The organism is Enterobacter sp. Bisph1 (assembly GCF_000814905.1).
In the GTDB taxonomy this organism is placed as follows: Bacteria; Pseudomonadota; Gammaproteobacteria; order Enterobacterales; family Enterobacteriaceae; genus Kosakonia.
Genome location: NZ_JXAG01000028.1, coordinates 73416 through 87515 on the forward strand (window position 1 = coordinate 73416; position 14100 = coordinate 87515).

General features: G+C 46.3%; 19 protein-coding genes and 1 pseudogene. 5 read left to right on the plus strand and 15 right to left on the minus strand.

From position 1 onward, the window contains the following. Window positions 1-32: 32 nt before the first annotated feature. From RW65_RS04360 to RW65_RS04380, 5 genes are read right to left on the minus strand one after another with little or no spacing between them, the layout of a single operon-like run. Window positions 33-1202 (minus strand): hypothetical protein, encoded by a 1170-nt coding sequence (locus RW65_RS04360; protein WP_039055444.1) that lies wholly within the window; start codon window positions 1200-1202, stop codon window positions 33-35. A 16-nt stretch (window positions 1203-1218) separates the two neighbouring features. After that, window positions 1219-1779, minus strand: coding sequence for a hypothetical protein (locus tag RW65_RS04365; protein ID WP_039055445.1), 561 nt, complete (start codon window positions 1777-1779; stop codon window positions 1219-1221). A gap of 13 nt (window positions 1780-1792) precedes the next feature. Beyond that, window positions 1793-2044 carry an acyl carrier protein gene (locus tag RW65_RS04370; RefSeq protein WP_039055446.1) on the minus strand — a complete coding sequence of 84 codons (252 nt, stop codon included), beginning with the start codon at window positions 2042-2044 and terminating at the stop codon, window positions 1793-1795. Further along, window positions 2045-2785, minus strand: a complete 741-nt coding sequence (locus tag RW65_RS04375) for a hypothetical protein (protein WP_039055447.1) — start codon at window positions 2783-2785, stop codon at window positions 2045-2047. Window positions 2786-2787: 2 nt separating this feature from the next. Continuing rightward, window positions 2788-4038 (minus strand): beta-ketoacyl-[acyl-carrier-protein] synthase family protein, encoded by a 1251-nt coding sequence (locus RW65_RS04380; protein WP_039055448.1) that lies wholly within the window; start codon window positions 4036-4038, stop codon window positions 2788-2790. Window positions 4039-4414: 376 nt separating this feature from the next. On the opposite strand from RW65_RS04380, the gene RW65_RS04385 reads away from it, so the two are divergent. Then, window positions 4415-5323 carry a helix-turn-helix domain-containing protein gene (locus RW65_RS04385; protein ID WP_197058862.1) on the plus strand — a complete coding sequence of 303 codons (909 nt, stop codon included), beginning with the start codon at window positions 4415-4417 and terminating at the stop codon, window positions 5321-5323. Window positions 5324-5408: 85 nt separating this feature from the next. Here RW65_RS04385 and RW65_RS21615 read toward each other — a convergent pair whose 3' ends face one another. From RW65_RS21615 to bhsA, 5 genes are all read right to left on the minus strand, one after another. Beyond that, a complete protein-coding gene (locus RW65_RS21615) occupies window positions 5409-5891 on the minus strand; it encodes a TIGR02594 family protein (RefSeq protein ID WP_039055450.1) in 483 nt (160 codons plus the stop codon). Next, a complete protein-coding gene (locus RW65_RS04395; protein ID WP_039055451.1) occupies window positions 5881-6162 on the minus strand; it encodes a phage holin family protein in 282 nt (93 codons plus the stop codon). Before RW65_RS04395 ends, RW65_RS21615 begins: the two co-directional genes overlap by 11 nt. Next, on the minus strand, window positions 6159-6509 hold the full coding sequence (locus RW65_RS04400; protein WP_052250271.1) for a phage holin family protein: 351 nt from the start codon (window positions 6507-6509) through the stop codon (window positions 6159-6161). The genes RW65_RS04395 and RW65_RS04400 overlap by 4 nt, the downstream gene beginning before the upstream one ends. Window positions 6510-6687: 178 nt before the next feature. Beyond that, window positions 6688-6897 (minus strand): YdgH/BhsA/McbA family protein, encoded by a 210-nt coding sequence (locus RW65_RS04405; protein WP_039055452.1) that lies wholly within the window; start codon window positions 6895-6897, stop codon window positions 6688-6690. A gap of 85 nt (window positions 6898-6982) precedes the next feature. Next, on the minus strand, window positions 6983-7240 hold the full coding sequence (gene bhsA, locus RW65_RS04410; RefSeq protein ID WP_039055453.1) for a multiple stress resistance protein BhsA: 258 nt from the start codon (window positions 7238-7240) through the stop codon (window positions 6983-6985). Window positions 7241-7490: 250 nt separating this feature from the next. Here bhsA and RW65_RS04415 point away from each other — a divergent pair, with 250 nt between their 5' ends. Next, window positions 7491-8126, plus strand: coding sequence for a TetR/AcrR family transcriptional regulator (locus RW65_RS04415; protein ID WP_039055454.1), 636 nt, complete (start codon window positions 7491-7493; stop codon window positions 8124-8126). Between the two features lie 38 nt (window positions 8127-8164). Here RW65_RS04415 and RW65_RS04420 read toward each other — a convergent pair whose 3' ends face one another. The 4 genes and pseudogenes from RW65_RS04420 to RW65_RS04435 form a co-directional block, all read right to left on the minus strand. Continuing rightward, window positions 8165-9745 carry a glycoside hydrolase family 43 protein gene (locus RW65_RS04420; RefSeq protein ID WP_052250272.1) on the minus strand — a complete coding sequence of 527 codons (1581 nt, stop codon included), beginning with the start codon at window positions 9743-9745 and terminating at the stop codon, window positions 8165-8167. Beyond that, window positions 9745-11175 carry a glycoside-pentoside-hexuronide (GPH):cation symporter gene (locus RW65_RS04425; protein WP_039055455.1) on the minus strand — a complete coding sequence of 477 codons (1431 nt, stop codon included), beginning with the start codon at window positions 11173-11175 and terminating at the stop codon, window positions 9745-9747. The genes RW65_RS04420 and RW65_RS04425 overlap by 1 nt, the downstream gene beginning before the upstream one ends. 317 nt (window positions 11176-11492) lie before the next feature. Further along, window positions 11493-12130: pseudogene (gene zinT / locus RW65_RS04430) on the minus strand (metal-binding protein ZinT). 173 nt (window positions 12131-12303) lie between these two features. Next, the gene (locus RW65_RS04435) at window positions 12304-12630 is read right to left on the minus strand and encodes a four-helix bundle copper-binding protein (protein WP_039055456.1); all 327 of its coding nucleotides are present in this window, start codon (window positions 12628-12630) and stop codon (window positions 12304-12306) included. A 323-nt stretch (window positions 12631-12953) separates the two neighbouring features. Between RW65_RS04435 and RW65_RS04440 the strand changes: the two genes are divergently transcribed. The 3 genes from RW65_RS04440 (at window position 12954) to RW65_RS23140 (ending at window position 13742) form a co-directional block, all read left to right on the plus strand. Then, on the plus strand, window positions 12954-13139 hold the full coding sequence (locus RW65_RS04440; RefSeq protein ID WP_039055457.1) for a con-10 family general stress protein: 186 nt from the start codon (window positions 12954-12956) through the stop codon (window positions 13137-13139). Window positions 13140-13245: 106 nt separating this feature from the next. After that, the gene (locus RW65_RS04445; RefSeq protein ID WP_039055458.1) at window positions 13246-13455 is read left to right on the plus strand and encodes a hypothetical protein; all 210 of its coding nucleotides are present in this window, start codon (window positions 13246-13248) and stop codon (window positions 13453-13455) included. 59 nt (window positions 13456-13514) lie between these two features. Next, window positions 13515-13742 carry a hypothetical protein gene (locus RW65_RS23140; RefSeq protein WP_039055459.1) on the plus strand — a complete coding sequence of 76 codons (228 nt, stop codon included), beginning with the start codon at window positions 13515-13517 and terminating at the stop codon, window positions 13740-13742. 63 nt (window positions 13743-13805) lie between these two features. Here RW65_RS23140 and RW65_RS04455 read toward each other — a convergent pair whose 3' ends face one another. After that, window positions 13806-14087, minus strand: a complete 282-nt coding sequence (locus RW65_RS04455; protein ID WP_039055460.1) for an Rdx family protein — start codon at window positions 14085-14087, stop codon at window positions 13806-13808. Window positions 14088-14100 lie beyond the last annotated feature (13 nt).

Here is a 14100-nt window from a genome sequence, read left to right on the forward strand (position 1 = left end):
CACAATGCTATGGCTATGATTTATGTAACTAACTAATTACCGATGCGGGAAATAGATAACGTTCTTCCGGTATCTTCTGGAGTAATTCTAAAGCGATGTTCAGTTCCATAATTATCAAGAATTGATAGTTCATGAGTCCCGGCACGCATTGGTGATGTCCATGAACAACCCATGACATGGATAACTTCAGCGATAATTTCAGTTCTCGCTCGACTAACGTTATAGCGGTGATCCCAAACACAACCACCGGTCATTGAGTCCCGGGCATTAACAGTCGATGTACCTACGACAAATACGCGGCCGCGGGTGAGGAAGCGGTTGCTTTGATGGGTATTGCCCAATTCATAAAAAAAACGGTTTTGATTGCCTGAGACTAGACGCTGCGCGCGCAAACGCCATGGGAGCGCCCAACGATGCATAATAATGCGTTGATGGTGCACATCGGGATTTTTACTATCAGTCACATTGTCGCGGCGATCCTGAATAGTTTGTACCGTATGCCAGAGATCACCGGGATGAACGGCGACCGGGTTAAGCGCTATTAAAAGAATATTGCTATTAAACACATTTTGGCCGGTCGCCATATTTGTCGTCGCGGTAATAGTGATAGGGGATTGCCCCCCAGCGCCGATTGGAGAAACCTCAAGCCGGGCTTTCGCCATCAAGCGCTGATTGCCGGTGGCGCGGGAGGTAATATAAAAATTGAAGATTTCCGGTACGTTGTTATTCAGCGGGTCGATCTCAAGATTTCCCGCTTCAGTAAGTGAGGTAACATGCTCGCTGGCAACGCTACCATCATTTTCAGCGCAACTGTGACACGCATCCTCTACCTCGACATAAGGGGAAACGGATAACTCTTCCTGCGCTTCATTTTCAAGGTGTTTGTTTGAAGACCAACGCGATCGAGGGTTAAACAACGATGACGATATCATGCCCAGATCAAATTCATTACGCGTTCTCGATGACGCCCAGTTATTAGGCATGGGTAGCGCATCGTAGTTAAGCGAGGATGAAAAATTGGCAACAGCAATAGAGTTTCTTTCCTGCTGAGTTAAAGGGACACGGACAAATTGATGTTGTGCATTCATCCCCTGTTTCATCACCATCACTTGCACATGGCACTGATGATTACCATTGGCATAAAAACGTTCGCTTAAAGACTGGATACTAAAATGAGTAATTTGTATATTAGTAAATGACATAATTTAATCTCCATATTCAGTAAGTGTTAACAGGCAAGTAAGAAGGGAAAAGTTCAAAAGCGAAATATTTTTCGGAAAACTCTTCAATTTTTCGGGCAGTAAATCCCAGAGCATTAAGAAACTCATCGTTGATCAACGTAGTGAAAATAAACTGCGCAAAATTTTCCTTCGCTTCAATAACGAATTGGCTAGTCACGGGGTTTTTTGCAACATAATCGCAGAGCGCTTTGCGCAGGACTGAACGAAATGCCGGGCCTAAGGCCGCGTCTGTGAGTAGTTCATCATCTCCGTGCATCATTTCCAGCACACCAAAATCATTAACTTTATAAACGCGCAGTTCACGATGATCTCGGCGCAATAAAAAAAGCTCGTCTTTGTCTACAATGTAATATTTGGGTTCGGACTGCGGGTCCATAATATGTGCAGGGATAACAAGTTCGAGTAAAATACGCGTGCTACCGACTTGTAGCGGGATATGTTCCGCACCTTTCATAAAATAGCTCAGCAGTCCGTTCCAGGCTTCGCCCTCAGCTTTTTTATACAAGGCGTTTAAATGACTTTCAGATAGATTTAACATAGCGACCTCTTGGTTATAGAGATTGTTGAGAAATGGCGAAATTAATCAAATCCTGAATGCTGGTAAGAGTGTTGTCAGCAAACAGATTATCGGGGATTTTTATTGAATAGGTCTCGAACATAAAAATTTGCAGTTCGACATAATCCAGACTGTCAAATTCCATCTCTTTAAATTTACTCTCCTTGGTAATTTCCGTATGCCCCATATCTTTCATGGTATTGATTAGGTTGCGTATATCATCAAATAACGTTTCTTCACGTAACATTTATGCCTCCTTTTGACGTATGTAAAATCTACTCGCCATCACCAGCATCGGTTTGCCGGCATCCACTAACCCATAGCCGAGGGTTACCAGGTATGACTGGTTCTCCTGTGGCAATACACTCTTGTTAAAAATAAGCACTTCCAGCGAACACGACGTCAAGATGCTGTACGTGAACGGATTCGTCACCTCGAGTGATTGAAAAATATGTATAACGTCATAATGGTCAAACAAACTTTGCTTGTGTGCGTCGTTATTACCTTGGTCTAAAGAAAACCAGGCTGAATTTAATAAATACCTAAAACAGACTGCGCTATAAAAAAGAACATCGCAGTTGTAATCGTTAAACGCTTTTGCGAAACGAGAGCGATAGTGATAAATATCGCCATGGGTAAGCCGGGTGAGAGCGGTATCGCCACTGGCTTTAGCTGCAAAAAAATTCCCGTCAGTAAAAGACAGAGTCCCTGATGCACAGTTGTTTGAATCCCCGCTGTGCAACGAGACTTTGAACTTACTCGGACTCGTAACATGTACATCTTGCCCGGTGAATACTTTTTTTCTAAAGAAGACATCGATTTTTATCGGTTGATTTTGTGTATCGATTATTGCGAGTAACTGTTTGCTGAGAAACATAAAAACTAACATGCCATGGATCATGAACCCATCGTCGCTTGCTTTAAAATGGATTGTATTAGGGTCATTAGCAAATAAAGCCCAGTGTTTAAGTTCTGCCAGCGAAAACATGATTAACCTACCTTAGAGATTATCAGGGCGGCATTATGCCCGCCAAAACCGGCGCTGATATTCATGGCGTTATTCACGCATGTACCCAATAAATGATCGTTGGGCACGTAATTCAGATCGCATTTCGGGTCAGGATTAAATAAATTGATCGTTGCCGGGATAAAATTTTCATTGATTACTTTGGTACATATGATCGTTTCGAAACTGCCGGCCGCACCGATAAGATGACCGGTATAAGACTTGGTGCTGGAAACAGGAATATGATAAGCGGCAGTGCCGAAGGCTTTTTTAATCGCGCAGCTTTCATGGTAATCGTTTAGCAGGGTAGAAGTGCCGTGCGCATTAATGTAACCGACATCGGTGTTGTTGAGCCTGGCGTTGGCCAGGGCTTGCTCAAGGGTCCTGGCCCGGCAATCAACCTCTTGTGCCGGGCGTATCATATGCTCACCTTCGGAAAAACTGCTGTAGCCAGTGATTTCGCCAAGGATGCAGGCCCCGCGTTTTTGCGCGGTTTCATAATTTTCTAAACAGACCACCGCGCTGCCTTCTGCTAGTACAAAGCCTGTTCGGTCTAAACTGAATGGACAAGAGGCTTTTTCCGGCAAATGGGCTTCTTTCGACAGCGCCTTGAGAATATCGATAGACCAGATTCCAAATGTTCCCGTCAGCGATTCACTGCCACCTGCCAGCATGCAATCAGCGCGCCCGGTTCTAATATGTTCATAGGCTTCACCGATGGCCATCGTTCCCGTTGCGCACGCCGCCATTAAGGTATTTTGATAACCTTTAAAGCCATATTGCATTGCGCAGGCTGCGGTCATGGCACCGGGCATGGTAATGATATTACTTCGCGGATTGGTGATCCCTTTTTCAACCAAGTGGCTATTTAATTTGCAAATCTCATCCAACGCCCCCCAGCCGCTGCCCAGGATGACGCCACACCGGTGTGCAGCATAGTATTCAGTCGGTGGTGTATTGGTGCCAAAAGCCTGGCTTACCGCTTCCCTGGCGCTCGTTAACGCAAGCTTTCCGTGTTTGGGCAGAAAATGCAGCAATTCATTGGGGATGCCCGAAAAACGTTTTTTATTTTCCGCGAGAAAGGAAAAGAAAGTTGTCTCTAACATTACCTCGCGGTCTTTTAATTTATGAAACGCATTTCTTTTCTCACGTATTGCTTGCCAGCATTGTTCGACGTTTTCACCCAGAGCATTTACGGCGCCCATACCGGTAATTACTACACGGAATTGTCTCATTACATCACCTGTTGATAATTAGTGAGTTGCCATGAATATTTAGTTTCGTAATGTTTTGTTGAAGATTTATATTCACTTGCTGTTTGTCATTTATCGATCCTAACATTCGCCAGTAAATATTTTTTCAGTAATTTTCCAAATAAAAGCAATATAATTTGATTTCGTTTTTCTGTGAAATTAACGTTTTGATTTATATGGATTTTATATATTATAAATCTGAGATAATGCTCACATTTATAAATTCGACCACAATGCCGCATGAAAAAAAACGCTTGTCGCAAAGATGTTTTTTTGCCTATATGTTTTTCAGATTGGGATTTTTAATACGTTAAAGATAGGTTGCAAGGCTCTCAAAAGGAAATCAAAGGACGCGGTTATGATTTTATCAAAAAGGATTGTTTATTTTCTCACTCTCGTTGAAAGTGAATGTTATGTGGTTGCCTCGGATAAATTATGCATCACTGTTTCGGCATTACGGCATTCAATGAGTGAGCTTGAAAAATTAGTCGATGAAAAATTACTTAAGAAAAATTGTGGTGGAATCAAACTAACTGAGGCAGGTTTTGCATTTTATACAAAATTGCTTCCGGTTTATGAGTTGGCTTACAACACCTTCGAAACGTATAAACAGAAAGATATTGCCAGTGAAAGCATACGAATTTTTATCTCAGGGTTTTACTATCCCGATATTTTCTTCAAGGCCAGAAGCATCATGAAGAAATCACTCTTTAACTTATATATCAGTCAGGGGCAGGCTGATACCCATAAAAATTGTACTGGTTCGCAATTTGATTTGTATATCTATTCTTCAGTTTCTCCCTATGCAGATTTTCAGCGAAATATGTATCAGATTTTTCTTTCGCAAGAGAAATTAGGGATCCTGGTCACGAAAAAGATGAAGCATAAATATGCCGATATTTCTGAGTTAATAAGGAGCGAGAAGATTATTTTAAGAAATTCTCTGAGAGAGCATCCGTTTATTGATATGTTAAAGAAAAATATTTCAGAATTGACCATTGCGTGGGATTTTTTGTGGTTGCCTGATTTTACCGATGTATTGAATGCAATACAGGATAATATGGGGTTTACTTTTTTTCCTGCCAGCATGATTACCTATTTGCCTATCAAAATGGAAGAGTATGAGTTTATCCTACAGCCGTTTAAAAAGGATATGATTATTGACAGATATATCTGTTTTGATAAAAAGAACTTTGAGCAACTGATCAAAATAGCTACCTCCCTCAAAAGTGAAAGTGAAATTGTAGAAAGAGAAACCTGTATGTAGATATCTATCAGGACATGCAATTTATCCTGGTCGCATGAATAATATTGTCTGTCCTGGAGTGTTTATAGCGTAAAGAGAAAGGTTTTTAATTTTCTCGCGTAGATCGCGTAATGTTTATTATCGGTAGGGGACGGGTATCTATATTCTCATTTTCTGGCCAGCAATAAGCTATCACTCGCGCGCGTGAAAAAGCCCGATAATTTACCGCATCGCTTTGGTTTCCACCCAGCAAAACCAGATCGCCGTCCGGCGTTTCGCCAATGGCAAATCCTACATGTCCACCCCCGTTACGACTGAGAACGACAATGCAACCATATGCCGGTTCTGCTATTTGTTTTCCCCAGTGCGTATAGGAACGCGCCGATTCGAATCGTGTCGACCTTATACCAGTACGCTCAAGCATGGCGCCGACAAAGGCCGCGCACCATGGGGTTTCATCATCCTTAATCCCTGAGCGTTTGATATCTCGCCAAAATTGAACAATATTGGGATTATGCACCGGTCCCTTAATCTCTTTTTCATTAAGATATTTTCTGGCTTCATTAAGCCACTTTGGTTCAATGTCCATTTTTTCTCTCAAATAATTTTGTCAGGTAACCGTCGCTGCGATATAGCATGAGGCAAAATAAAGAAATGAGAATCAATTCTCCAGGCTCCGTTACGGTATATTGGCCTGTAAATATACGTATAGCGGTGCTTGCAGATGCCATAAATATTGTTGCCGCCACTACTTTCATCCAAATATTTTTACGATGCACCTCTTTTATCGACATTAGCACCCTGAGCGCGATGGCGATGGTGATTACAAGGTGAATAAGCAGCATCACTTTTTCAATCATCCTTTATCTCCCGTGGTTTTTTTTCTGATAATGCTCAATATTCCCGACAATAGGGAAACGCTGGTAACGGAAGCCACCATTGCGCCTATCGCAGTAGAAATTTGTATGTCATAACCGGCGGTAATAAACTGCGTAATTAATGCACTGAAGGTTGCCGATATTGCACCTGCCGCATCGGCCGCTCCGTATACGCCACACAAAAAGGAAATGATCGCGGTAACTAATTTTCGTAACGGATTCGTATTCTCCTCAGTAATAATATATAAAGTTGTACCCATCAATGAACATATCATGACGGCTGGCGTAAATTCCGGATTCAACGTAACGACAACGTGTTCGACTTCCACTCCTAAGCACCTCCTGTGTTACCGAGCGTATGCTCAATTTTATGGGGTTCATATTTATCTCGGAGGGAAATTTATTACGTTTCATTGCCTTTTTTTATGTTTGGTTGTTGTGTGTGGGAGAATTAAACAAAAAAAAAGCGCCCGCAGGCGCTTTTTAACTGTGATAACAGCAACGATCTTATTTAGTCAGTTCAGCTGTCATATGAACATTGTTATTGGTGTTGGCTTCAATGATTTTATAAGACGCACCGGACTGCTGTGCTTTAGCGGCGATCATGGATTCCGCTTCATCAAGAGTGGACGCGGTTGCGGTTACGGTCTGGGCGAACGCACCGAAGGAAAGAACAGAAAGCACAGTAGCAACAGCAATTGAATTCATGGTTTTCATGGTGATAATCCTTAAAATTTTTTGATATGAGGCGCTTATGCCTGATTTCACATATTTACGTTATGCCGGTTTCATACGGCAGAGCTTATTTATAAATCACGGCGGTGCCGTGCAGGGTGTTCGGGCCGGTAACCGAGGTGATACGGAACGATTTCGCGCCCATCTCATCGGCTTTTTGCGCCAGTTCACTTTGCAAAGAGGAGAGGTTGGTACCGGCGTTAGCGGAAATCACGCCCGCTTGCTGCTGGCCTGCCGGCGTGGCCTGAACTTCAACGGCGGCTACGCTTGCAAAAGAGAGGGAGCTCAGGACGGCAACGGCAATCAGGGGTTTAATACTTTTCATACTCTTTTACCTTCTAAATGCGAGTGTCTGTGAGGTCGTTATGATTAACTTAACGATCGATAGGTAAATCATAAGTGTGATCTACGTCACTCGTCAACACTATTTTTATAATGGTCGTTAAATTAAATTATAAGGCTTTGTTAATTAACATAATATTGGGTTATTTTTTTCTTGATTATTTTGCTGGTAACCCGTCTTGCAATGTTTTTATAATGATTATTAATTAAATTCATGTGAATAAGGGGGAACCATGACTACCGATGGCACATGTTGTGTTAAAAAAGGCCGCGGGCGGCCAAAAGTCTTCGATCGTGAGGCAATGCTGGATAAAGCCATGATGCTGTTCTGGCAGCATGGGTATGAAGCTACTTCCCTTACCGATTTGGTGGAGGCCACCGGCGCAAAAGCGCCGACGCTGTATGCGGAATTTACGAATAAAGAAGGGTTGTTCAGGGCGGTGGTCGACCGGTATATGGCGCGTTTTGCCACGCAGCACCGGGCGGCGCTGTTTTGCGATGAGAAAAGCGTTGAGCAGGCGCTGCGCGATTATCTGCAGGCGTTAGCCAGCTGTTTTGCCGGTGGCGATACGCCCGCTGGCTGCTTTCTGGTGAATACTTCTGCCACCGTTTCAGCGTCATCGGAACCCATTGCTGACACCCTGCGGGCGCGGCAAACGGATCAGCAACAAACGCTGCTGCTCTTTTTGCAACAGCGCCAGCTGCGCGGCGAAATCCCGTCTCAGGCCCCTCTACGCGACATTGCGCTGTTCTTAAGCTGCTTAATTCACGGCATGTCGGTCAGCGCGCGCGACGGTGCAAGCCCTGAGAAATTAACGCAGGTTATCGACACCGCGCTGCGCTTGTGGCCGACGTTACTGCAGGCGTGATGGCGATACGCTGTCTCGCCTTGCCATCAGTCACCTTATTAACGCCTGCTGTAGGGCGGCGGCGATGTGGCCGTCACCGTAAAGTGCGCAAAGCACGCGCGGCCTTTAACGGCGTAATCCGCTGACGAGAGAGCGTAAATACCGACTTTCGCGCCGATCCATTTACCCGCCGATGCGGCAAAGTCCGGCGTGATAAGCTGCCAGCTCTCGCCATGCTGCGACCAGGAAAACTGGCAAATGCCATCGTTATCCACCGCCACGCGCAGCGAAATACGACTCATGCTTGCGCGCACCGGCAGCAGCTCTGAGGTGAAATCAACGATCCCTTTATCGCTGTTCCAGCCGGTAGTGACCTTAAGGTGTGCATTTCCGTTTTGCCAAACCAACGCCACTGACGCAAAGCGCTCGCCATAAATCACCAGCCCGGCTTCGTCATTTTGGTGTATGAAATCGGCGGTCAGGGTTGTTTGCGCGCTAAAGGCCGGTGCGGGGAATTTTTGCAGCAGCAGCTGGGGCGTGTCATACAGCGAATGCGGCCCGACCGGGTAACAGGCAAGGGTTAGCCCTTGCTGACCGGGAATAATCCAGCCCGGTTGCGGGTTGGCGGGCCACTGCCATTGCAGGCCGGGCTTACCATCGACGAAATCATCCGAGGTTTGCGGCTCGCAATAGGCAGCTTGCGCGCTGCCCGCAGGCTTACGCGCGCGCATTACCGGTTCACCCATCGCTGAGAGCGAATCAAGGGCGCCGATTTGCGGCCAACCCTCGTCATCCCAGCGTAGCGGTTGTACGTGCACTATCCGGCCATAAAAGCCTTTATCCTGGAAATGGACAAACCAGCCTTCACCGTCGGGTGATTCAACCCAGCCTCCCTGATGCGGGCCGTTAACCCCGGTCACGCCCTGATGCAACACATTTTTAGCGAGATACTGACCCTCGACGGTGCGGCTACGCAACACCGTTTGCCAGCCCGATTCCACGCCGCCTGCCGGGGCGAAAATGTAATATTCGCCATTGCGTTTGTAGAATTTGGGTCCTTCAAGGGTCGGGTGCGAGCGGGTGCCATCAAAGATGATTTTCCCTTCATCAAGCAGGCTGCGGCCATCCGGCGACATGGCGCACAACTGAAGTTTATGTTTGATATTGGCGCGGCTGTAGGCAAAGGCGTGCACCAGCCAGGCGCGACCGTCGTCATCCCACAGCGGGCAGGGATCAATCCAGCCTTGCACCGCTTTCAGACAGTGCGCCGCCGACCATTCGCCATACGGGTCCTGCGCTTTACTCATAAAGATGCCTTCATCGGGCATGCTGTAAAAGACCCAGAAATAGCCGTCATGAAAGCGCAGCGAGGGAGCCCAAACGCCTTTGCCCGGTAATACTTCGTCAAACTGTTTCGGCAGTGTTGGCAGAACGTGGTTGATGATTCGCCAGTTCACCAGGTCGCTGGATTCAAGGATCGGTAAACCGGGTAGATGGTTAAAGCTTGAGGCCACCATATAGTAGCGGCCGTTGACGCAAATCGCGTCCGGGTCTGAATAGTCCGCATGGATCACCGGATTACGGTAAGTGCCATCCTGATTATCCGCTGGCCAGATGCAGGGAGAAACGTAGTGGGTCATTATTTCGCTCCTCCGGCAATCAGTACGCCCTCAGACACATCCTCGGTGTTGCGCTGTGCGGCCGCCGTTTTGGCGCTCATATCACGGTGGATATTGCTCATTGTTTCGTCATCCAGTTTATAAAGCCAGGAGAGGCACCATAGCACCAGATAAGAGAGGGAGGGACCCACGGTCAGCAGGCTGACAATGCCGGTAATGGCGGCCGCGCTTTGCGTTGCCGACCCGGCCTGGTAACCAAACCAGCCCAGTGAAAAACCGACCATCGCCCCGGCTACCGCCATCCCCAGTTTCAGCATAAACAGGTTGCCCGAAAACGACAGACCGGTAATACGTCGCCCGGTTTTCCACTCGCCGTAATCCGCTGCATTCGCCATCATGTTCCACTTAAACGGCTGATACATCTGATGCAGGAAGCCAATCAAAAAATAGATCGGGAAAATAACACTCAGCAGGGTAGGCGGCACGAAGAACATAATAACCCCGGCGAAGACCAGCAGCAGGTTAATGGTGCGGAACATAAACAGCGACTTATAGCGCTGGGAGAAATAACCCGCGCCCATTGCGCCAAATATAGTGCCCACCACCATCGTAGTAATAAAGGCGGTTTTCATGGTGGTGCTGGCGGCGCCCATTTGCGCCCCGCCGGTCATTAAATAGGTGGCGTAATAAAGCGTGGCGGAACTTCTCATCACGCTCGCCATACTAGAGAAGAAGGTAATTACAGCGACGATACGCCATTGATCGTTGTGCCAGAGATTTTTTAAATCCTCTTTAACGGAGGATTTAGTATCAACCGCGGGCGTGACGCGTTCCTGGGTGTTAAAGAAACAGAGCACTAGCATAATAATGGCAATGGTGCCCATCACCGCCATCGTCGCCTGATAACCCAACTGTTTATTCTCTTTGCCAAACCACTCGACCAGGCTCAATGTGCCGACAGACACTAATAAACCGGCACAGGAAGAGAGCGTGAAACGCCAGGATTGGGCGGATAAACGATCTTTATCATTGTCGGTAATCACGCCGCCGAGCGCGCAGTAAGGGATATTAATAAAGGTGTATGCCAGCATCAGGCCGGTATAGGTCAAATAGGCATAGACTAATTTTCCTGTATGACCAAAATCCGGTGTAGTGAAGGTCATTACCGCCATGACTGCATACGGCACGGCAAACCAGATAAGCCACGGACGGAAGTGACCATATTTTGTTTTGACCCGATCGGCAATCATCCCGGTGAGGGGATCCACCACCGCATCGAGGATTCGCGTTACTAAAAACATAATACCGACGGCGGCGGCATCCAGGCCGTAAATATCCGTATAAAAGTAGGTTAAAAACATGGTCACAGAGGAGAAAACGATGCCGCAAGCCGCATCGCCCATGCCAAAACTTAGCTTCTCCATTGTGCTCAAGCGAGCGTGAACAGACATAGGTGCCTCGTAGTTGTCATGCAAATTAAGGTAATTTGTATGCTAACTTCTGTTCTGAGGTATACCACTTATAATATTTCATTTCAGGTTTACGTTTTTTTACTAATGTGAGGCTTATCGCAATCTCCCCCTACTAAAAATAACGGCGTGACAGGCAGCATTATTTTTATGTCGCCAGGATAATTCTTTATGAAATAAAGTGTGCAGCCGAATGACCCCTATTTATTTCATTTTTATTAAAACGGGCAGGGCAGAGATAATATAAAAATCGGCTCAGGTAGCGCGGGCGACCGGGTGTTACGCCCGCTTAGATCACATTAATGATGCAGCATCTCGTCGACAATCTGCGCTTTGGTCATATTGTAGGGATAGTACGTCGGCCAGTTATCCATCTCTTTGAGCAGGGCTTCCTGCGAGCTATTGCCCATGAAAATATGGAAGTGCTGCGAAGTACGCGGGGCGATAGTATGGTCGCTGAACTGGACATATTTCGGCGCTTAGATTGCGGCTCCGTACATTCATACAGATAACGTACCCCTTTTTTTCCCGAGCTGTAGGTGAGGATTTTAAAGCCGGTATAAGCATAACGGCAGGCATTAACCGCTTTGCCGGTGTGAAATTCCATTACCCCGTTTTCAATGCCAATCATCTCCACATCGCTGGCGTAGCCCTTTTTGTAATAGTCACGGTAATCTTCTACGCTTTTCCCGCTCAATTTTGCTTTCTTCATCAGGACCGGATCGAGATCGCCATTTTGCAAATAGGGGTACAAGGATTGCCAAATTCCCTGCCAGTCCGATAGCGGCCGATCCTTTACATCCTTGTCAGCAAAATCGCCTTCGCTGGCTTTACGCTCTGCTTCTGTCAAGGGTTTGCCATGGTGATGACCATGAGCCATGGCCTGCGCGCCTGCAAACAGACCGCCTATACACACGATAAAAGCCAATCTTTTCATAATCCTGATACGCTCCTGATAAGAAATTGTTACGAAATGAAATGTTATAATATAACAATAACAAAAGCCAGAGTGTTGATACTCGAGATAAAAGGGGATTCAGAACCGGGCAGTAAGCCAGCTCAGCGGGCAGTGAAAAGGAGAGAGGGCAGGGTGATCCCTGCCCGAAGGCGTTATGCCGCCATTTGCATACAGGATTCTGCGCAGGCGCGACAGTATTTCGCACACTGTTTACAGTGAGCAGACTGATGTTTGCTGCACTCTTCAGCGCAGGCGCGACAGATATCAATGCAGATTCGGCACAGGGAAGGCAACTGGTTGCTCTCCATCGCCATAAACTGCGCGGCAAGACGGCACAGCGAGGCACACTGAACGTCCAGTTTGATGCATTCTCGCATCATGGCGATGTCCTCTTCCTGTAAACAAGAGAGGGCGCAGTGCTCGCAGGCGGCGGCGCAGCGGTAACACGCTTCTGCGCACTGTTGATGTTGTTCGTGCATCGGTTTCTCCAGCAAAAATGTGTGGCAGAAATAAGTGTGCACAGAATATTTACTCAGGCCACTTTATTTACGAAATTAATCGTAGCGGCAATTTTTTCTCGGTGATAATTTAGATTGTAAGGTGTTTAAAAATATACTAAATATATTATTTGCAACAGATGTGTTTAAATATTTCTATATCTCACATAGGGTTATTTAAAGGATATATCCTTGGTGAAAGTTTGACTATTATCAATAAATGTCCAGACTTAAGATTCCAACGCGATTGATATGAGCTGTTTACCGTATCGATTATATCGAAGATGAAAATGTGGAGATATAACATGGCCGAGCATAGAGGTGGTTCTGGTAATTTCGCTGAAGATCGTGAAAAAGCCTCCGAAGCAGGACGTAAAGGTGGTCAGCACAGCGGTGGTAACTTCAAGAACGACACCGAACGTGCATCCGAAGCCGGTAAAAAAGGCGGTAGTAGTAGCAGTAAAAGTAGCAGCAGTGGCGGTAAGAAATAACCGTTTCGCTCACTACTTTTTCTCCCTACCTAATTTTTATCGAAAGCGAGTCGGCAACGACTCGTTTATTTTTATTTTTTTTGAAAAAGGTTGAGGCATTATAGTAATGAACCAAAATAATAATGAGGAGGGAGAGAGGATTATCGACAAAACTGAAAATTTAGCGCTCTCTATTCCCGCTCAATTAACCGACAATTCTTCTTCCCTGTGCGAAATGATTGCTGTTGATTTTACCGAAACGGTAGATTTACAGCTGCTGCCTTACAAGAAACGCCTGATTCATAAATTGGCTAATCGTAAGTCACGCCTGAAATAACCTTTTCACCTACCCGCTGAGGCAGCGTGTGCCTCCTCTCTTCTCGGCCATTGTGCTGTATGACCGGGACACTTTCATTTCTTTTGCAGGTAAAAAAACAGTTATTCAATGTTATACGCATTGAAGGGTGGTTTTCAGCTCTGCCGCCTGGGCGTTTTGTACCTGCGTTGTCTATAGTAAAAGTAGATCCACTCACCAAAGGAGGCTATGTGTTCAGAATTGAAAAAGATGATCCGCGTGAAGCACCGGAATCAGGTGATAAAAAACCGCAGCCGGTGAAAAAGTAATCAAAAAGGTCGCTTCGGCGGCCTTTTTGTTATTTAAGACGGCACGCTTACGCTTACGCGGCGCTAACCTTCTTTTTTCTCCACATGCCCCAGCGGCTTTTCCGGGAAGCAGTAATCCCGCACACGACGTTTTAACTCGGCAGCATCAGGAAAACCGCCATCAATTTTGCGGTCCCAAATCACCGTACCGTCAGCATCAATAACGAAAATCCCGCCGCTGCCCGGTATCAGCGTCACGCTGCCTAAATCGGTACTAAACGTGTGCAACAGTTCTTGCGCCATCCAGCTGGCGCGCAGCATCCAGTTGCATTGTGAACAGTAGCGCAAGGTGATGGCAGGTTTCATTTTCCGGGGCTCC